The organism is Variovorax sp. GW821-FHT09D04 (assembly GCF_059416405.1).
Window position 1 is genome coordinate 697700 of the sequence record NZ_JBWKPA010000001.1, and the last position, 19968, is coordinate 717667.

The 19968-nt window shown below is 67.4% G+C and carries 16 protein-coding genes; 12 read left to right on the forward strand and 4 right to left on the reverse strand.

The features are described 5' to 3' along the window. Nucleotides 1–163: 163 nt before the first annotated feature. Complete coding sequence (locus AC07O4_RS03105) at nt 164–1297, forward strand: PQQ-dependent sugar dehydrogenase (RefSeq protein WP_495303740.1); 1134 nt, start codon at nt 164–166, stop codon at nt 1295–1297. An 8-nt stretch (nt 1298–1305) separates the two neighbouring features. Here AC07O4_RS03105 and AC07O4_RS03110 read toward each other — a convergent pair whose 3' ends face one another. Further along, the gene (locus tag AC07O4_RS03110; RefSeq protein ID WP_495303741.1) at nt 1306–2106 is read right to left on the reverse strand and encodes an alpha/beta hydrolase; all 801 of its coding nucleotides are present in this window, start codon (nt 2104–2106) and stop codon (nt 1306–1308) included. Between the two features lie 10 nt (nt 2107–2116). Continuing rightward, a complete protein-coding gene (locus AC07O4_RS03115) occupies nt 2117–3742 on the reverse strand; it encodes a 4-hydroxyphenylacetate 3-hydroxylase family protein (RefSeq protein ID WP_495303742.1) in 1626 nt (541 codons plus the stop codon). A gap of 128 nt (nt 3743–3870) precedes the next feature. Between AC07O4_RS03115 and AC07O4_RS03120 the strand changes: the two genes are divergently transcribed. The 8 genes from AC07O4_RS03120 (at nt 3871) to AC07O4_RS03155 (ending at nt 14904) form a co-directional block, all read left to right on the forward strand. Continuing rightward, nucleotides 3871–4557, forward strand: coding sequence for a TetR/AcrR family transcriptional regulator (locus AC07O4_RS03120; protein WP_495303743.1), 687 nt, complete (start codon nt 3871–3873; stop codon nt 4555–4557). 12 nt (nt 4558–4569) lie between these two features. Beyond that, nucleotides 4570–5175 (forward strand): isochorismatase family protein, encoded by a 606-nt coding sequence (locus tag AC07O4_RS03125; RefSeq protein ID WP_062480816.1) that lies wholly within the window; start codon nt 4570–4572, stop codon nt 5173–5175. A gap of 149 nt (nt 5176–5324) precedes the next feature. After that, a complete protein-coding gene (locus AC07O4_RS03130; protein ID WP_492743839.1) occupies nt 5325–7238 on the forward strand; it encodes a propionate--CoA ligase in 1914 nt (637 codons plus the stop codon). A 195-nt stretch (nt 7239–7433) separates the two neighbouring features. Further along, complete coding sequence (locus AC07O4_RS03135) at nt 7434–10310, forward strand: 2-oxoglutarate dehydrogenase E1 component (RefSeq protein WP_062480820.1); 2877 nt, start codon at nt 7434–7436, stop codon at nt 10308–10310. A 54-nt stretch (nt 10311–10364) separates the two neighbouring features. Next, nucleotides 10365–11618, forward strand: coding sequence for a 2-oxoglutarate dehydrogenase complex dihydrolipoyllysine-residue succinyltransferase (gene odhB / locus AC07O4_RS03140; RefSeq protein WP_492743837.1), 1254 nt, complete (start codon nt 10365–10367; stop codon nt 11616–11618). A gap of 19 nt (nt 11619–11637) precedes the next feature. After that, nucleotides 11638–13068: a dihydrolipoyl dehydrogenase gene (gene lpdA / locus AC07O4_RS03145; RefSeq protein WP_056580084.1), complete on the forward strand. Its 1431-nt coding sequence runs from the start codon at nt 11638–11640 to the stop codon at nt 13066–13068. Nucleotides 13069–13150: 82 nt separating this feature from the next. Continuing rightward, a complete protein-coding gene (gene zapE / locus AC07O4_RS03150) occupies nt 13151–14248 on the forward strand; it encodes a cell division protein ZapE (RefSeq protein ID WP_062480826.1) in 1098 nt (365 codons plus the stop codon). Further along, nucleotides 14245–14904, forward strand: coding sequence for a hypothetical protein (locus AC07O4_RS03155; RefSeq protein ID WP_495303744.1), 660 nt, complete (start codon nt 14245–14247; stop codon nt 14902–14904). Before zapE ends, AC07O4_RS03155 begins: the two co-directional genes overlap by 4 nt. 21 nt (nt 14905–14925) lie before the next feature. Here the strand turns inward: AC07O4_RS03155 and AC07O4_RS03160 are convergent, their stop codons facing one another. Beyond that, the gene (locus AC07O4_RS03160; RefSeq protein WP_095745659.1) at nt 14926–15696 is read right to left on the reverse strand and encodes a PP2C family protein-serine/threonine phosphatase; all 771 of its coding nucleotides are present in this window, start codon (nt 15694–15696) and stop codon (nt 14926–14928) included. A gap of 107 nt (nt 15697–15803) precedes the next feature. On the opposite strand from AC07O4_RS03160, the gene AC07O4_RS03165 reads away from it, so the two are divergent. Both AC07O4_RS03165 and yoaA read left to right on the forward strand, forming a co-directional pair. Beyond that, nucleotides 15804–16010 carry an HP1242/YdcH family protein gene (locus AC07O4_RS03165; RefSeq protein ID WP_062481953.1) on the forward strand — a complete coding sequence of 69 codons (207 nt, stop codon included), beginning with the start codon at nt 15804–15806 and terminating at the stop codon, nt 16008–16010. After that, entirely contained in the window at nt 16007–18088 is a 2082-nt protein-coding gene (gene yoaA, locus AC07O4_RS03170) for a DNA repair helicase YoaA (RefSeq protein ID WP_495303745.1), read from the forward strand. Before AC07O4_RS03165 ends, yoaA begins: the two co-directional genes overlap by 4 nt. A gap of 23 nt (nt 18089–18111) precedes the next feature. On the opposite strand, the gene AC07O4_RS03175 is transcribed toward yoaA, so the two are convergent. Then, nucleotides 18112–18921, reverse strand: a complete 810-nt coding sequence (locus AC07O4_RS03175; protein WP_070061014.1) for an outer membrane protein assembly factor BamD — start codon at nt 18919–18921, stop codon at nt 18112–18114. Between the two features lie 14 nt (nt 18922–18935). On the opposite strand from AC07O4_RS03175, the gene AC07O4_RS03180 reads away from it, so the two are divergent. Then, nucleotides 18936–19961, forward strand: coding sequence for an RluA family pseudouridine synthase (locus AC07O4_RS03180; protein ID WP_495303746.1), 1026 nt, complete (start codon nt 18936–18938; stop codon nt 19959–19961). Nucleotides 19962–19968: the final 7 nt, after the last annotated feature.

Here is a 19968-nt window from a genome sequence, read left to right on the forward strand (position 1 = left end):
CATAAACTTTTTCGATCCGGCGGAAGAAAAAATGTAACGGTGAACGTTTATGCGGCATAAGGATTCGAATGTAAACACCTCGGCCGATATGACTTCGAAGTCTTAAAAGTCGATATGTGCATTCCATTTGTTGTCAAGACGGCCTCAAATTCAGGAAATCTTCATGAACCTGCGAAATCGTTCCTTTCTTCGCTCCCTGGGAAGCCTCTTGGTGCTCGCGGGGTGTGGCCTGGCTGGCGCGGCCACGGCGCAGGTGCGCACCGAAACCGTCGCTTCCGGTCTTGAAAACCCCTGGGGCGTGGCCTTCCTGCCGGAGGGGCGTTTCGTGGTCACCGAGAAGCCCGGCCGCCTGCGGCTGGTGGCGGCCGACGGCAAGCTGGGCGCGCCGATCCAGGGCCTGCCGCCCATCGCGGCGGGCGGGCAGGGCGGGTTGCTCGACGTGCTGGCCGACAGCGGCTTCGCGCAGAACCGCACCCTGTACTTCTGCTATTCGGAGCCCGAGGCGTCCGGCGGATCGGCCAACAGCACCGCGCTTGCACGCGCCCGCCTGTCGGCCGATGGCACGAAGCTGGAAGCGCTGAAGGTCATCTTCAGCCAGAAGCCCAAGGTCGCGAGCCGCGCGCACTTCGGCTGCCGCATCGTCGAAGCCCGCGACGGCAACCTGTTCCTCACGCTCGGCGACCGCTTCAGCCGCAAGGACGATGCGCAGACGCTCGACAACCACCACGGCAAGGTGGTGCGCATCGCCAAGGACGGCAGCGTGCCGAAAGACAACCCCTTCGTCGGCAAGCCGGGTGCGCTGCCCGAGATCTGGAGCTACGGCCATCGCAACAGCCAGGGCGCGACGCTCGCGCCCGATGGTCGCTTCTGGATGACGGAGCACGGCCCGCAGGGCGGCGACGAAATCAACATCCCGCGCGCCGGCGTCAACCACGGCTGGCCGGTGATCACCTACGGCGAGAACTACGGTGGCGGCAAGATCGGCGACGGCATCACCCGCAAGGACGGCATGGAACAGCCGCTGCATTACTGGGTGCCGTCGATTGCGCCTTCGGGCATGGCCTTCCTGACCAGTGACCGCTACGGCGCCGGCTGGAAGGGCAACCTGTTCGTGGGCTCGCTGAAGTTCGGGTACCTCGATCGCATCGAGCTGAAGGACGACAAGGTGGTCGCCGAGCACAAGCTGCTGGCCGACGGCCGAGCCCGCATCCGCGACGTGAAGCAGGGGCCGGATGGCCTGCTCTACGTGCTCACCGAGGAGTCCGACGGCAAGCTGCTGCGCCTGCGGCCGAACTGAAGGGCGCCTCAGCCGGGGCAGCCTGGCAGTGGCAGCGTTGGCAGCAGGCGGCGCCAGAGCCGCCGCCATTCAGGCCAGTCGTGCCCGCCTTCGGTCGTGACCACGCGTTCCGCCGGCAACGCCCCGACCAGCAACCGGTGGCTGAAGGCGAAGCGGTCGTCGAGCGCGTAGCCCAGGTACAGCGGCGGCCGGTCGCCGAAGGTGCGTGTGTGGCCGACGTAGCCGCGCAGCCATTGCCACAGCTGCGTGTCGCTGGGCGTGCGTGGGTCGCTGCCGGGTGGTGCTTCGAGCGGGCCGCGCCAGCGCGCCACGCCGCCGGCATTGGCGATGTCCTGGCTCAGCACGCGTTCGCCCAGGTAGGGCGCCAGCACGACCAGGCCCGCGAGATCGCCAGGGTGCGTCTGGGCATACAGCAGTCCGCCGAAGCCGCCGACCGAGATGCCCGCGATCCAGATCGCCTTGTAGCCTTGGCGGCGTGCCGGTGCGATCACGTCCCGATCCAGCCGGTCGAGGATGGTCTTGTTGCGGTAGTAGCCCATGTGGGCATCGACGCGCAGGGTGTCGACGGCGAGCCGGTTCTCGTTCAGCGCGTCGATGAAGCCTTCGCGCACGAACTCCTCGGGCGCCGAGTAGGCGCCGGGCAGCAGCACGATCAGCGTGTCGGCGTTGCGGGTGCAACTGCTCTTTTCCAGTGTGCTGGCCAGTGGTGCCTCGGCGGTGCGCAACCCGCCGCAGCCGGCGAGCAGCAGCAACGAGGCGGAGCCGAGGAGCAGGGCGAGGCGGCGGCGCAGGAGTGACAGGGTCTGCATCCGCCGGAGTCTAGGCGCGCGACACCGGAACCGGCAGGTCGACCATCACGGGTTGTCCCGGCACAGTGCAGCCGGTGTCGCAGCACTTGCCGGGCTGGCGGTTCTTCGTGATGGCGCGGCGCGGGTCGTGCGGCGCGGCGGCCGGCGTGCCGTCGGCCGCGATGCCGCGCTCGAGCAGGCGCTCGACCAGCTCGACCTTCGAGCCGACCGGGTAGTTGCGCCAGATCTCCTGCTTCATCGCCGCCGGCGAGCCGCCGCCATGCAGGCTGATCACGCTGTACCAGCCGCCCTGATAGCCGGCCGTGAGGTCTTCGATGAAGCGGGCCGTCTCGATGCGCTGCTCGTAGGGAATGGCGGGGTTGGCACGCAACACGTCGGACAGCCGCGCCGCGGTCTCGGGGTTGTGGTCTTCGTCGGGGCCGGGCAGGGTGACGATGAGGCCGCCGCTCACGTAGTGGGCGATGCGGTGCATGTCATAGATCTTCGTGGCCAGCAGCAGCTTGCCGATGTTGCTGAACACCGGGTCGGGCATGAAGACCTCACAGTGGTCGTCGGCCTTGCCGTAGACGCTGGCCGCCACGCCGCAGGCAAAGAAGCTCTCGGTGATGGTGATGAGCTCGACCATCTGCTCGCGCAGGTGGCTCTCCTTGCCGGGGTCGAAGCCGTTGGCCTCGCACATCAGCGCGCCGGCGCCGATCAGCAGGTCGCCGAAGCCGGCGCGGGCCGCGATGCAGCTGTGGCGGTGGTGCGTGGCGTAGCTGTAGGTCAGGTGGCCCGAGTGCTCCCATTCGCCGGCATAGAACACGCGCTCCCACGGCACGAACACCCGGTCGAACATGCACACGCCGGTGCTCTGGCCGTACTTGCGGCTGAAGAGAGCGTCGCCGTGTTCCAGCTTTTCGCCGGGGCGGCCCGCCGGGCGCGCGACGATGGTGAGGCCGGGCGCATCGAGCGGAACGGCGCAGCAGACGGCGAAGTCGGCGTCTTCCTTGCCCATGTTGCGGCAGGGCATGACCAGCAGCTCATGAACATACGGCGCGCCGGTCACGATGGCCTTGGTGCCCGAGATGACGATGCCGCGCGCGTTGCGCTCGACCACGTGCAGGTAGCTGTCGATGTTCGCCTGCTCGTGCGGCCGGCGGCTGCGGTCGCCCTTGGCGTCGGTCATGGCGACGCCCAGGGTCAGGTCCTGGTCCTGGATGCGGTGCAGGTAATTGTGGAAGCGCGCGGTGTGCTCGGTGCTGCCGCGCGCGTCGTCGATGCGCGCCGACACCTGCGCGATGGCGTTGAGCGCGTCGTGCGTCAGGTAGCGCTGGGCGCAGCCGGTTTCCTGGCACACCAGCCGCACGGCCTCGAGCTTGTTGAGCAGGTCGCCCGAGCTCGTGTTGATGTGCGAGAGCCGGTTCACCCGTTTGCCGCTGGTGTGCTGCACGGCGGTCATGAGCGGCGCGTACTCGGACTTCAGCGCGTGGTCGTAGGTGAGGGCGATGGCGTTGATGCCGGGCTGGAAGGCGGGCTCGTCGGCCACGCTGGCGACGCGGCGGCCGTCGACGAACACCGTGGGCGTGTAGCGGCGCAGCGATTCACGGTAGTCGGCGCCGGACATGAGAAGGGCGTCGGAAGGCGGGGCATTCATGCGTGTTGTCTCCAGGGGCTCGTGGGGGTTTTTGGACCGTTTGGCACGAAGATTTAAACACTGTTCAATTTTTAGATCAATGTTCGAAAAAGTGATCGGCGACCAGATCGAGGGCTATAGTCCCGCCCATGCACGCCAAGCTCCAACGCCGCCAGACCCTCACCGACGCCCGCCGCGCCCTGGTGCTCGACGCCGCTCGAACGGTGTTTGCCGAGGCGGGCATCGAGGGCGCGAGCATCCGGGAAATCGCGAAGAAAGCCGGCTACACGCCGGGCGCCATCTATTCGTACTTCGAGAGCAAGGAGGCGATCTACGCGGCCTTGCTCGACGAGTCGCTGCTGCGCCTGCAGGCCGCGGTGGCCGAGGTGGCGGTGTCTGAGCGCCGGCCCGACCAGACCCTGGCCGCCAAGGCCCAGGCCTGGTTCAACTTCTACGCGGCGAACCCGCGCGACCTCGACCTCGGCTTCTATCTGGTGCACGGCATGCGTCCCCGGGGACTGACGCACGCGCTCGATCACGAATTGAACGACCGCCTCTACGATGCCCTGCGCCCCTGCGAGGAGGCGCTGCTGGCGTTGGGCCTCGATGCCGACCTCGCGCAGCAGGAGAACACGGCGCTGTTCGCGCACGGCGTCGGCCTGCTGCTGATGCAGCACACGGGGCGCATCCGCATGTTCAGGCAGTCGGCCGATGCGCTGTTCAAGACCTACCTCGCGCAACTGGCACAGCGATCGACCCCTGTCGCAACAGCGGAAGACGCGGTGAAACCCGCGCTTTTCAGTGGTACGGTTCAGCCCAGTTCAACCGATACCTGAAAGAAGAAGTCCATGCTGCTCGACGCCACGCAATCCCAACTCGTCCTGGTCGATTACCAGGCGCGGCTGATGCCGGCGATCTTCGAAGGCGAAGCGGCGGCGCGCAACGCGGCGCGCCTGGGCCAGATGGCGCAATGGGTCGACGTGCCGGTCTGGGGCACCGAGCAGAACCCGTCCAAGCTGGGCGAGAACCTGCCCGAGATCCGCGCCTTCTGCCGCAAGACGCTGGCCAAGATGCATTTCAGCGGCGTGGAAGAGGGGCTCGGCGAATGGCTGCGTCCGCCCGCCAAGGCGGCACCGCAGGGCAACGCCCGCAGCCTGCCCAAGCACCTGCAGAAGCCCCCAGCCGCGGCCGAAGAGCGCAACACCATCGTCATCGCCGGTTGCGAAGCCCATGTCTGCCTGCTGCAGACCGCGCTCGACCTGCTCGAGGACGAGTTCGACGTGTGGGTCGTCACCGACGCCTGCAGTTCGCGCACCGAGCGCAACCGCGACGCGGCCTTCGACCGCCTGGCCGGCGCGGGCGCGGAGCTCGTGACCACCGAGATGGTCGGCTTCGAGTGGCTGCGCACCGCCGAGCATCCGGCGTTCCGCGACCTGCAGGCGCTGATCCGCTGATCTACTGAATTGCTGTCGAAGGGCGGCCCGGCAAGGGGGCGCCCGGATTGCCGCGGCTGTCAGCTTCCCGCAAGATCGGTCCCCATAATTATGAATTCAGTTTCGGCGCGAGTCCGGAACGGCATCCATAAAACAGGAGACAGATCCCGATGAGCCGCTATGAAGAGTTCTACCGCCAGTCCGTCGACGCGCCCGAGGCCTTCTGGGCCGAGCAGGCGAAGCTGATCGACTGGCACACGCCCGCGCAGCAGATCCTCGACGCCAGCCAGCCGCCGTTCGCGCGCTGGTTCGTCGGCGGCACCACCAACCTGTGCCACAACGCCGTCGACCGGCACCTGGCCGATCGGGGCGACCAGTCGGCGCTGATCTTCGTGTCGACCGAGACCGGCACCGAGAAAAGCTACAGCTTCGCCGAGCTGCATGCCGAGGTGCAGCGCACCGCCGCCAGCCTCGTCGAACTGGGCGTGGGCAAGGGCGATCGCGTGCTCATCTACATGCCGATGATTCCCGAGGCCGCCTTCGCGATGCTGGCCTGCGCGCGCATCGGCGCCATTCATTGCGTGGTGTTCGGCGGTTTCGCCAGCGGCTCGCTGGCCACGCGCATCGAGGACGCCGAGCCCAAGGTGGTCGTGAGTGCCGACGCCGGTTCGCGCGGTGGCAAGGTCATCGCGTACAAGCCGCTGCTCGACGAAGCCATCCGCCTGTCGAAGCACAAGCCCGAGGCCGTGCTGCTGACCGACCGCGGCCTGGCGCCGATGACGCTGGTGGCCGGTCGCGACCATCTGGCGGGCGAACTGAGGCACAGGCACCTGGATGCGCAGGTGCCCTGCACCTGGCTCGAATCGACCGAGATCAGCTACACCATCTATACCAGCGGCACCACCGGCAAGCCCAAGGGCGTGCAGCGCGACGTGGGCGGCTACGCCGTGGCGCTGGCCGCGAGCATGAAGCACATCTTCGACGGCCGCCCCGGCGAAACCTACTTCTCGACCAGCGACATCGGCTGGGTCGTGGGCCACAGCTACATCGTCTACGGCCCGCTGATCGCGGGCATGGCCACCATCATGTACGAGGGTCTGCCCACGCAGGGCCTCGACCAGCAGCCTGACGGCGGCATCTGGTGGCGCCTGGTCGAGAAGTACAAGGTGACGGTGATGTTCAGCGCGCCCACCGCGGTGCGCGTGCTCAAGAAGCAGGACCCCGCGCTGCTCAAGAAGTACGACCTGTCGACCTTGCGCGCGCTGTTCCTGGCCGGCGAACCGCTGGACGAACCGACCGCGCGCTGGATCAGCGACGGCCTGGGCGTGCCGATCATCGACAACTACTGGCAGACCGAGTCGGGCTGGCCGATGATCACCATCGCCAACGGCGTGGAGGCCAAGCCCAGCAAGTTCGGCAGCCCCGGCGTGCCGATGTACGGCTACCGCATCAAGATCCTGCACGAGTCGACCGGCGAGGAGCTCACCGGCGCGAACGAGAAGGGCGTGGTCGTGGTCGAGGGCCCGACGCCGCCCGGCTTCATGCAGACCGTGTGGAAGGACGACGCCCGCTTCGTCAACACCTATTGGAAGAGCGTGCCGGGCAAGATGGTCTATTCGACCTTCGACTGGGGCATCCGCGATGCCGACGGTTACTTCTACATCCTGGGCCGCACCGACGACGTGATCAACGTCGCCGGCCACCGCCTGGGCACGCGCGAGATCGAGGAGAGCATCTCGGGCCATGCCAACGTGGCCGAAGTGGCCGTGGTCGGCGTGGCCGACACGCTCAAGGGGCAGGTGGCGATGGCCTTCGTCGTGCCGAAGGACGGCCTGGCCGTGACCGACGCCGATGCGGCGCTCAAGCTCGAGGGCGAGATCATGAAGGTCGTGGCCGACCAGCTCGGCGCTCTGGCGCGGCCCGCGCGCGTGCGCTTCGTGAGCGGCCTGCCCAAGACCCGCAGCGGCAAGCTGCTGCGCCGGGCGATCCAGGCCGTCTGCGAGCAGCGCGACCCGGGCGACCTGACCACCATCGACGATCCGGCCACGCTGCAGCAGATCAAACAGTTACTGTCCGCCACCTGACCGCGGGCGCGAATCGGGGTAGGGTTGCGGGCCTTGCGCAGCCGCGTTCTGTCGTCATATGGTTGACGTGGCACAATGCCAAGGTACTCAGGCCCTTCCCCAGCCACAGTCGCATCCGCCAATCGGTCCAGCCGTGTCGCGGAAGGTTTCTTAACCAACTCGTGCTTCCTCCAGGGAAGCGAAGGTCAGCGGATCATGAGCGATTCCTCTACGCCCACGGCGTACACCGCCTATCAAGGCAACACCTACCTCTTCGGCGGCAATGCGCCCTATGTCGAGGAGATGTACGAAAACTACCTCGCCAACCCCGGCAGCGTTCCCGACAACTGGCGCACGTATTTCGACGCCCTGCAGAACGTTCCCGCCGCCGACGGCACCAGCGCCCGCGACGTCCCCCACCTGCCGGTCATCAACGCCTTTGCCGAACTGGCCAAGCAGGGCACGACCCGTGTCGTGCAGGCCAGCGGCGCCGACTCCGAACTCGGCCGCAAGCGCACGGCAGTCCAGCAGCTGATCGCCGCCTACCGCAACGTCGGCGCCCGCTGGGCCGACCTCGACCCGCTCAAGCGCGCCGAGCGTCCCGCCATTCCGGAACTCGAGCCCTCGTTCTACGGTTTTGCCGACGCCGACCTCGAGACGGTGTTCAACACCAGCAACACCTTCTTCGGCAAGGAGACCATGTCGCTGCGCGACCTGCTCAATGCCCTGCGTGAAACGTACTGCGGCACGATGGGTGCCGAGTACATGTACACCACCGACCAGAACCACAAGCGCTGGTGGCAGCAGAAGCTCGAAAGCGCCCGCACGAACCCCAAGCTCAGCGCCGAGCAGAAGAAGCACGTGCTGAACCGCCTGACGGCCGCCGAAGGCCTCGAGCGCTTCCTGCACACCAAGTACGTCGGCCAGAAGCGCTTCTCGCTCGAAGGCGGCGAAAGCTTCATCGTCGCGATGGACGAGCTGATCAACCAGGCCGGCGTCAAGGGCGTGCAGGAAATCGTGATCGGCATGGCCCACCGCGGCCGCCTGAACGTGCTGGTGAACTCGCTGGGCAAGATGCCCGCCGACCTGTTCGCCGAGTTCGACCACACCGCCCCCGAAGACCTGCCCAGCGGCGACGTCAAGTACCACCAGGGCTTCAGCTCGGACGTGACCACCCCCGGCGGCCCGGTCCACCTGAGCCTGGCGTTCAACCCCTCGCACCTGGAAATCGTGAACCCCGTGGTCGAAGGCTCGGTGCGTGCCCGCATGGACCGCCGCGGCGACCCGCTGGGCAAGCAGGTGCTGCCCGTGATCGTGCACGGCGATGCCGCCTTCGCAGGCCAGGGCGTCGTGATGGAAACGCTGGCACTGGCCGAAACCCGTGGTTATTCCACCGGCGGCACGGTGCACATCGTCATCAACAACCAGATCGGCTTCACCACCAGCGACCCGCGCGACAGCCGCTCGACGCTGTACTGCTCGGACATCGTCAAGATGATCGAAGCGCCGGTGCTGCACGTGAACGGCGACGACCCCGAAGCCGTGGTGCTCGCCACCCAGTTCGCTCTTGATTTCCGCATGGAATTCCAGAAGGACGTGGTCGTCGACATCATCTGTTTCCGCAAGCTGGGCCACAACGAGCAGGACACGCCTTCGCTCACCCAGCCGCTGATGTACAAGAAGATCGCGGCCCACCCTGGCACGCGCAAGCTGTACGCCGACAAGCTGGCCGCGCAAGGCCTGGGCGACACGCTCGGCGACGACATGGTCAAGGCGCAGCGCGCCGCCTTCGACGAAGGCAAGAACACCGTCGACCCCGTGCTCACCAACTTCAAGAGCAAGTACGCCGTCGACTGGAGCCCGTACCTCAACAAGAAGTGGACCGACGCCGGCGACACCGCCATTCCCTCCGCCGAGTGGAAGCGCCTGGCCGAGCGCATCACCAAGGCACCCGAGAACTTCACCGTGCACCCGCTCGTGAAGAAGGTGCTGGACGACCGCGCAGCCATGGGCCGTGGCGACGTCAACGTCGACTGGGGCATGGGCGAGCACATGGCCTTCGCCTCGCTGGTGGCCAGCGGCTACCCGGTGCGCCTGTCGGGTGAAGACTCGGGCCGCGGCACGTTCACGCACCGCCACGCGGTGCTGCACGACCAGAACCGCGAGAAGTTCGACACCGGCACCTACACGCCGCTGCAGAACGTGGCCGAGAACCAGGCCCCGTTCGTCGTCATCGACTCGATCCTGTCCGAAGAAGCCGTGCTGGCCTTCGAATACGGCTACGCCTCGAACGACCCCAACACGCTCGTCATCTGGGAAGCCCAGTTCGGCGACTTCGTGAACGGCGCGCAAGTGGTGATCGACCAGTTCATCGCCTCGGGCGAAGTGAAGTGGGGCCGCGTCAACGGCATCACGATGATGCTGCCGCACGGCTACGAAGGCCAGGGCCCCGAGCACAGCTCGGCACGCCTGGAGCGCTTCATGCAGCTGAGCGCCGACACCAACATGCAGGTGGTGCAGCCCACCACGGCCAGCCAGATCTTCCACATCTTGCGTCGCCAGATGGTGCGCAACCTGCGCAAGCCGCTGATCATCCTCACGCCCAAGTCGCTGCTGCGCAACAAGGACGCGACCTCGCCGCTGTCCGAGTTCACCAAGGGCAGCTTCCAGACCGTCATTCCCGACAGCAAGGGTCTGAAGGCCGAGAAGGTCAAGCGCCTGATCGCCTGCTCGGGCAAGGTCTACTACGACCTGGCCAAGAAGCGCGAAGAGCAGGGCAGCGACGACGTGGCGATCATCCGCGTCGAGCAGCTCTATCCGTTCCCGCACAAGGCGTTCGCCGCCGAGGTCAAGAAGTACCCCAACCTCGTGGACATCGTGTGGTGCCAGGACGAGCCGCAGAACCAGGGCGCCTGGTTCTTCGTGCAGCACTACATCCACGAAAACATGCAGGAAGGCCAGAAGCTCGGCTACTCCGGCCGTGCCGCTTCGGCATCGCCTGCCGTCGGCTACTCGCACCTGCACCAGGAACAGCAGAAGGCGCTGGTCGATGGCGCATTTGGCAAGCTCAAGGGCTTCGTGCTGACCAAGTAAGAACCGTCCCTTTTCACACGAACACCCTCAAGAACAAAACGGAGCTCACTCCAAATGTCTATCGTAGAAGTCAAAGTCCCCCAGCTTTCCGAATCCGTGGCCGAGGCCACCATGCTCACGTGGAAGAAGAAAGCCGGCGAAGCCGTCGCCGTCGATGAAATCCTGATCGAGATCGAAACCGACAAGGTCGTGCTCGAAGTGCCCGCACCCTCGGCTGGCGTGCTGGTCGAGATCGTTCAGCCCGACGGCGCCACCGTGGTGGCCGAGCAGCTGATCGCCAAGATCGACACCGACGGCAAGGCCGCCGCCGCACCCGCTGCTGCTGCAGCCCCCGCCGCCGCACCGGCCGCTGCTGCTCCCGCAGCGGCAGCCGCCGCCACCGGCGGTTCGAAGGCCGACGTGGCCATGCCCGCCGCCGCCAAGCTGCTGGCCGACAACAACCTGAAGACCAGCGACGTGGCTGGCACGGGCAAGGATGGCCGCGTGACCAAGGGCGACGTGCTCGGCGCCGTGGCTGCCGGCGCCAAGCCTGCCGCCACCATCGCCGCACCGGCTGCCAAGCCCGCGCTGCAACAGGTGGCTGCGCCTGCCGCGCCTGACCTGGGCGAGCGCCCGGAACAGCGCGTGCCGATGAGCCGCCTGCGCGCGCGCATCGCCGAGCGCCTGATCCAGTCGCAATCGACCAACGCCATCCTGACCACCTTCAACGAAGTGAACATGGCCCCGGTCATGGACCTGCGCAAGAAGTTCCAGGACGCGTTCACCAAGGAACACGGCGTGAAGCTCGGCTTCATGAGCTTCTTCGTGAAGGCCGCCGTGCACGCCCTGAAGAAGTACCCGGTGCTCAACGCCTCGGTCGACGGCAACGACATCCTGTACCACGGCTACTTCGACATCGGCATCGCCGTCGGTTCGCCGCGCGGCCTGGTGGTGCCCATCCTGCGCAATGCAGACCAGATGAGCTTCGCCGACATCGAGAAGAAGATCGCCGAGTACGGCAAGAAGGCACAGGACGGCAAGCTGGGCATTGAAGAAATGACCGGCGGCACGTTCTCCATCTCCAACGGCGGCACCTTCGGCTCGATGCTCTCGACCCCGATCATCAACCCGCCCCAGTCGGCCATCCTGGGCGTGCACGCCACCAAGGACCGCGCCGTGGTCGAAAACGGCCAGATCGTCGTTCGCCCGATGAACTACCTCGCCATGAGCTACGACCACCGCATCATCGACGGCCGCGAAGCCGTGCTGGGCCTGGTCGCCATGAAGGAAGCGCTGGAAGATCCGTCGCGCCTGCTGTTCGACATCTGATCCGGGGAGCAAGAACCAGATGGCAAACAAGCAATTCGACGTCGTCGTCATCGGCGGCGGTCCTGGCGGCTACATCGCGGCGATCCGCGCTGCGCAGCTCGGCTTTAACGTGGCCTGCATCGACGAGTGGAAGAACGGCAAGGGCGGCCCCGCACCGGGCGGCACCTGCACCAACGTCGGCTGCATCCCCTCGAAGGCGCTGCTGCAATCGTCGGAGCACTTCGAGCAGGCCGGTCACCACTTTGCGGACCACGGCATCAAGGTCGAAGGCCTCGGCCTGGACATCGACAAGATGCTGGCCCGCAAGGACCAGGTCGTGAAGCAGAACAACGACGGCATCCTGTACCTGTTCAAGAAGAACAAGATCAGCTTCTTCCACGGCCGCGGTTCGTTCGTGAAGGCGGACGACGCCGGCTACGAGATCAAGGTGGCGGGCGCCGCTGAAGAATCGATCAGCGGCAAGCACATCATCGTCGCCACGGGCTCCAACGCCCGCGCGCTGCCGGGCACGCCGTTCGACGAGGAAAACATCCTCTCGAACGACGGCGCGCTGCGCATCGGTGCGGTGCCGAAGAAGCTGGGCCTGATCGGCTCGGGCGTCATCGGCCTCGAAATGGGCTCGGTGTGGCGCCGCCTCGGTGCCGAGGTCACGGTGCTCGAAGCACTGCCGACCTTCCTGGGCGCCGTGGACGAGCAGATCGCCAAGGAAGCCAAGAAGGCCTTCGACAAGCAGAAGCTGAAGATCGAACTCGGCGTGAAGGTCGGCGAGATCAAGTCGTCGAAGAAGGGCGTGAGCGTCGCCTGGACCAACGCCAAGGGCGAAGCCCAGACGCTGGAAGTCGACAAGCTGATCGTCTCGATCGGCCGCGTGCCCAACACCATCGGCCTGAACGCCGAAGCCGTGGGCCTGAAGCTCGACGAGCGCGGCGCCATCGCCGTGGACGACGACTGCAAGACCAGCCTGCCCAACGTGTGGGCCATCGGCGACGTGGTGCGCGGCCCGATGCTGGCGCACAAGGCCGAGGAAGAAGGCGTGGCCGTGGCGGAGCGCATCGCGGGCCAGCACGGCCATGTGAACTTCAACACCGTGCCGTGGGTGATCTACACCAGCCCCGAGATCGCGTGGGTCGGCCAGACCGAGCAGCAACTCAAGGCCGCGGGCCGCGCCTACAAGGCCGGCACCTTCCCGTTCCTGGCGAACGGCCGCGCACGCGCGCTGGGCGACACGACCGGCATGGTCAAGTTCCTGGCCGACGCCGCCACGGACGAGATCCTGGGCGTGCACATCGTGGGCCCGCAGGCCAGCGAGCTGATCTCCGAAGCCGTGGTGGCGATGGAGTTCAAGGCCAGCGCCGAAGACATCGCGCGCATCTGCCATGCGCACCCGTCGCTGTCGGAAGCCACCAAGGAAGCGGCCCTGGCCGTGGACAAGCGCACGCTCAACTTCTGATCTCCGGTTCTTGAGCGAACCCGGCCCCGATCGACCCTCGCGGGGCGGTCGGGGCTCTCCATTTTTGAAGCGATCCGATCCCTTGAGCGTCAAACAGGCTTACGAAGCGGAACTCGCGGCACGCGGGTTCAAGAGCGATCCCGCACAACTGGCGGCCGTCGAGGCGCTCGACCGCTGCGCCACCGAGTGGGGCGAGTACAAGGCCCGGCGCTCCAACGCGCTGAAGAAGCTCATCAACCGGCCGGAGCTGCCGCGCGGCGTCTACATGTACGGCGGCGTGGGGCGCGGCAAGAGCTTCCTGATGGACCTGTTCTTCAACGCCGTGCCGCTGCGGCGCAAGACACGCCTGCACTTCCACGAGTTCATGCGCGAAGTGCACCGCGAGCTGCGCGACCTGCAGGGCACCGTGAACCCGCTCGACGAGCTGGGACTTCGCATCTCCAAGCGCTACAAGCTGATCTGCTTCGACGAGTTCCACGTCGCGGACATCACCGACGCGATGATCCTGCACCGGCTGCTCGTGGCGCTGTTCGACAACGGCGTGGGCTTTGTCACCACCTCGAACTTCAAGCCCGACGACCTGTATCCGGGCGGCCTGCACCGCGACCGCATCCTGCCCGCCATTGCATTGCTCAACCAGAAGCTCGAAGTGCTGAGCGTGGACAACGGCACCGACTACCGGCGCCGCACGCTGGAGCAACTGCGCATGTACCTCACGCCGAACGACGCGGCGGCCGAGAAGGAAATGCGCCACGCCTTCGACAAGCTGGCCGAGACGGCCGACGAAAACCCGATCCTGCACATCGAGCAGCGCGAGATCCGCGCGCTGCGCAAGGCCGGCGGCGTGGTGTGGTTCGACTTCAAGACGCTGTGCGGCGGCCCGCGTTCGCAGAACGACTACCTCGAGATCGCGAGCCAGTTCCACACCGTGCTGCTGTCCGACGTGCCGCACATGCCGGTGCGCATGGCCTCGGAAGCCCGGCGTTTCACCTGGCTGGTCGACGTCTTGTACGACCGGCGCTGCAAGCTCATCATGTCGGCCGAGGTTCCGCCCGAGGCGTTGTACACCGAGGGGCCGCTGGCGCACGAGTTTCCGCGCACGGTGTCCCGGCTCACCGAAATGCAGTCGAGCGAATTCCTCGCCCTGGAACGCCGCATCGTCGACACTCGACTCACATGAAAAAAACCGCTCTTGCCCTGTTTCTGGCCTTGGCCAGCCTGCCGCTGTGGGCCCAGTCCAATGCGGCGGCGGGCAACGCCGACCTCGAAGCCGAACGCAGCCGCCTGGCGGCCGAGCGGGAGGTCATCGAGTCGCGCTACGCGAAGGAGCGCGCGGCCTGCTACAAGAAGTTCGCGGTCGAAGACTGCCTGCGCGAAAGCCGCAGCCGCCGTCGCAAGGAAACCGACCACATCAAGCGACAGGAAACCGCGATCAACGACATCCAGCGCCAGCGCAGCGGCGCGGCCGAGCTGCAGAAGCTCGACCAGAAGGCCTCCACCCAGCGCCCGCAGGATTCGCGCGAACAGCGCGAGAAGTCGCAGGAAGACCAGAAGGCGCGCGAGCAGCGCGCCGCCGACCACGCCGCGAGCCGGGCCGCGACCGCGGCCGACGCGGCCGAGCGCCAGCGCCAGTTCGAGAACAAGCAGAAGGCCCATGCCGACGAGCAGGCCAAGGCGGCCCAGCGCCGCGCCGAAGCGCCGGCCGCGACCACGCGCTTCGAGGACAAGCAGAAGCGGGCGGCGGAACACCGCGCCAACCGCGAACGCCAGAACGCCGAGCGCACCAAGCCGCGCGGCGCACCGTTGCCACCGGCACCGGCGGCTTCCTCGCCCTGATCCTTGAAAGAGGGCGGGCGCTCAGGCCGCCGCGGGCAGCCGGTCGAGCTTGAGCACCGCGATCGAGATGTTGTCGCCCGTGCCGCGCGCACGGCGCCGCGCTTCTCCCACCAGGATTTCCACCGCATCGCGCGGCGGCTGCGCGTACAGCACGCTGGCCAGTTCCTCGGGCGAGAAGTAGTGCCACAGCCCGTCGCTGCAGGCCATGAGCAGGTCGCCCGGCTGCAGCTTGGCGATGTGGTGCGGATCGACGGGCGGCGGCGTGGTCGTCATGCCCAGGCAGCCCAGCAGGATGTTGCCCTGCGGATGGATGTTGGCCTCGGCCTCGCTGATCTGGCCGCGATCGACCAGCGCCTGCACGTACGAATGGTCGCGCGTGCGCTTGACCAGCGCGCCGTCGTTGAAGTGATAGATGCGCGAGTCGCCTGCGTGGATCCAGGCGCAGTCGCCTTTCGGGTTCATCAGGAAGGCGGCCAGCGTGCTGTGCGGTTCCTGCTCGCTCGACAGCGCCGTGAGCTTGATCACGGTGTGGGCGTCTTCGAGCAGCTGGCGCAGCACGACGGCGGGGTCGTCGCGCTCGGGGCTGTAGCGGGTGAAGAGCTGGCGCGCGGTCATGAGCACCTGGTCGGACGCCTTGCGCCCGCCGCTGCGTCCGCCCATGCCGTCGGCGATGACACCGAGCACGCAGCCCGGCGTGCGAGGGTGGCTCATCAACAGCACCTGGTCCTGCTGGTAGGGGCGATCCCCCTTGTGGAGGCCGGTGGCGGCGGCGAGTCGAAAGCCTTGGGTCATGAGCGCTGGGGCGCCAGAGGCGCGCTTTCTGTCTTCTCTGGGGTTCGTGTCAGGACGTATTATCGAATGAACACGCGCGGCCCCATGCGGCACGCGCACCCCCACCGTTGGACTCCAATCTTCATTCCCTTTCCCGTCAGCTGATCGAGCTGCGCATTGCGCATGCCGACCTCGACGCCACCATCGACCGGCTCTCGGAAGACGGCACGCCGCAGGACGAACTGCTGATGCGCCGCCTGAAAAAGCGCCGCCTCGCCCTGCGCGACCAGATCGCCCAGCTCGAGAACGCGCTCGACCCGAAAGAACCGGCGTGACGTCGCCGCTCGAAAACCAGGTGCGCGATGCGTTCGCGCAGGACGGGGTGCTGTCGCAGGCCGCCGAGCAGTTCCGCGAACGCGGCGGCCAGACCGAGATGGCGATGGCCGTGGCCCGCACCATTTCCGACGGCGGCATGCTCGTGGTCGAGGCCGGCACGGGCGTGGGCAAGACCTTCTCGTACCTCGTGCCGGCGCTGCTGAGCGGCGAGCGCGTGCTGCTCTCGACCGCCACCAAGACCCTGCAGGACCAGCTGTTCGGCCGCGACCTGCCGCGCCTTGTCGAGGCCTTCGCGCTGCCGATACGTACGGCGCTGCTGAAAGGGCGGGGCAGCTACCTGTGCCTGCATCGGCTCGACATGGCGCGCCACGACGCCTCGCTGCCCGAGCGCGGCAGCCTGCGCACGCTGGCAAAGATCGAGCAGTGGTCGAAAGCCACGCGCACCGGCGACCTCGCAGAGCTGCCGGGGCTCGACGAACGTTCGCCACTGATCCCGCTGATCACCTCCACGCGCGAGAACTGCCTGGGCGCGCAATGCCCGCAGTTCAAGGCCTGCCACGTCAACCTGGCGCGGCGCGAGGCGCTGGCGGCCGACATCGTGGTCATCAACCACCACCTGTTCTTTGCCGACCTCGCGGTGCGCGAGACAGGCATGGCCGAGCTGCTGCCGACCGTGAGCGTCGTCGTGTTCGACGAGGCGCACCAGCTCAACGAAACCGGCGTGCAGTTCCTGGGCGCACAGCTCGGCAGCGGGCAGGCGCTCGACTTCGCGCGCGACATGCTCGGCGCGGGCCTGCAGCATGCGCGCGGGCTGGTCGACTGGCAGCAGCTGGTGGCGGGCGTGGAACGCGCGGCGCGCGAGCTGCGGCTGGTGGTCGGCAAGCAATGGCCGGGCGCCAAGCTGCGCTGGATCGGCCCGGCCCCCGAGGGCGTGAATGCCGAGGCCTGGCAAGGCGCGCTCGACGACCTGCAGGACGCCTTCGTGCTGGCCGCCGACGGGCTGGACACGGTGAGCGAGATCTCGCCCGACTTCGTGCGCCTGCACGAGCGCGCGCGCCAGCTCGCCAAGCGCACGGCGCGTTTCGCGCAGCCGTGCGAGCTCGACTCCGTGCGCTGGGTCGATGTCGGCACGCAGCTGCGGCTGATCGAGTCGCCGCTCGACATCGCCGATGCGATGCGCAAGCGGGTGCTCAAGCTGGCCGACGAGCCTGTGGAGTCCGAGCTGCCCTACGGCGACGACGAGGAAGACCCCGAGCACGGCGCCGTCCCGCCGCCACCGCAGGAAGACAGCCGCCGCGCCTGGGTCTTCACCTCCGCCACGCTGGGCGACGACCCCACGCTGCGCTGGTTCACCGAGCCCTGCGGCCTGCGCGATGCCGAAGTGCTGCGCGTGCAAAGTCCGTTCGACTACGCCTCGCAGGCGGCGATCTATGTGCCGCGGGCCTTTCCGAAGCCCAACGATCCCACGCACAGCCAGCAGGTGGCCAAGCTGGCCGCGCACGGCGCCGCGGAGCTCGGCGGGCGCACGCTGGTGCTGACCACCACGCTGCGCGCGCTGCGCACCATCGGCGACGCGATGCGCCAGCAGTTCGAACTGCTCCAGACAGAAGCACGACCCGAGGTGCTGGTGCAGGGCGAGCTGCCCAAGCGCGTGCTCATGGACCGCTTCCGCGAAGGCGCGAGCAACGGGCGTGCGGGCTGCGTGCTGGTCGCATCGGCGTCGTTCTGGGAAGGCTTCGATGCGCCGGGCGACGCGCTGCAGTTCGTCGTGATCGACAAGCTGCCGTTCCCGCCGCCCAACGATCCGCTGGTGGAGGCCCGCTCGCAGCGGCTCGAAGCGCAGGGGCGCAGCTCGTTCAGCGACTATTCGCTGCCCGAAGCGGCCGTGGCATTGAAGCAGGGGGCGGGGCGCCTCATCCGCCGTGAAACCGACAGCGGCGTACTCGCGATCTGCGACACGCGCCTCGTGGCGATGGGCTATGGCCGGCGGCTGCTGGCGGCGTTGCCGCCGATGCGCCGGCTGGAAACCGAAGCGGATTTCGAGAGCGCGATCGACGCGCTCAGGAAATCGGACTGATATCTACCGGGTGGGGCGCTGGATTACCAGAGCTTCCACCAGGGGTCGGTGCTGCCCTTGAAGCCGTTCGCCAGGTAGGTGCTCTGCGGGTAGTTGGTGGTCAGCACGCGTTGTGCATCGTCGCGCAGGTCCTTCATGCCGAGCGCGTCGTACGACTTCACCATGATGTACAGGGCTTCTTCGAGCGCCGGCACTTCGCGGTAGTCGGACAGCGCGATCTGCGCCCGGTTGATGGCCGCCAGGTAGGCACCACGCGAGTAGTAATAGCGGGCCACGTGAACTTCGTACTGCGCGAGCGAGTTCACGATGTAGTTCATGCGCTGGCGCGCGTCGGGCGCATAGCGCGACTCGGGGAAGCGCGTCACGAGGTCGCGGAAGGACTCGAACGATTCCTTGGCGGCCTTCTGGTCGCGCTCGGACAGGTCCTGGCGCGTCAGGAACGCGAACATGCCCAGGTCGTCGTTGAAGTTGATCACGCCCTTCAGGTAGAGCGCGTAGTCGAACGCCGGGCTGGCCGGGTGCAGCTTCATGAAGCGGTCGAGCGTGGCGATGGCGTTGGCCTTTTCGCCGGCCTTGTGCTGGGCGTAGGCCTTCTCGAGCTGGGCCTGCTGGGCCAGCGGCGTGCCGGCGGCACGGCCTTCGAGCTTCTCGTACAGCGGCACGGCCTTGTCGTAGGCGCCGGAGCCGACTTCGTCCTTGGCTTCCGAGTAGATGCGGTTGGGGCTCCAGTTCGCGGTCTTGTCTTCCTTGGTGGTGGAACCGCAACCGGCGACGAGAAGGGCCGCCGCGCTGAGCGCGATCCAGGCAGGGACCGATAATTTGGCGCGAAACATCACATACGGCTTTCGTGAAACAGTTGCCCTCAATTATATCGACCGACCCCCTGACCGATCCCCCGGAAGGGCCTGAACCTGAAGAGGGCGCTGATCTCGCGGAGCCCAGCGAGCTGCGTCCCTTCGCCATCGACCAGGCGCAGCACGGGCAGCGGCTCGACCGCGCCCTGGCGGCGCTGGTGCCCGAGTTCTCGCGCAGTTACCTTCAGCAACTCATTGAGGCTGGCGCCGTCGAGCTGCAAGGGCGCACGCTCACCAAGGTCTCTGCCACGGTGCGCGCGGGCCAGTCGGGGCGCATCGAGCTGCGGCCGACGCCCCAGAGCCAGGCCTTCCGGCCCGAGGCGATGGCGCTGGTCACGGTCCACGAGGACGAGCACCTGCGGATCATCGACAAGCCGGCCGGCCTGGTGGTGCATCCGGCGCCGGGCCACTGGAGCGGCACGCTGCTGAACGGGCTGCTGGCGCTCGACCCGAAGGCCGTGCTGCTGCCGCGCGCGGGCATCGTGCACCGCCTCGACCGCGACACCAGCGGCCTGATGGTGGTAGCGCGCACGCGGGCCGCGATGGACGCCATGGTGGCGCTGATCGCCGCGCGCGAGGTGAAGCGCCAGTACCTGGCGATGGGGCACAAGGCCTGGGAAGGTGCGGCGGCGCGGCAGGTCGATGCGCCGATCGGTCGCGATCCGCGCAACCGGCTGCGCATGGCCGTGGTCGACCTGGAGCGCCACGCGGGCAAGACCGCGCGCACCCTGATCGAGCGGCTCGACAGCCACACCGAAGGCTGCGCGGTGCGCTGCACGCTCGAAACCGGCCGCACCCACCAGATCCGCGTGCACATGGCGTCGATCGGTCATCCGCTGGTCGGCGACGCTCTGTATGGCGGCGCGCCCGCAGCGGGTCTGTCGCGGCAGGCGCTGCATGCGTTCCGGCTGGCGTTCGTGCATCCCGTCACGCAGCAGGCGATGGAGTTTCGTTCGCCACCGCCGCCCGATCTGGCCCAGGCTTTGCAGACCTGGGGGCTGGATTACAATCGCGCCTGACGGCCCG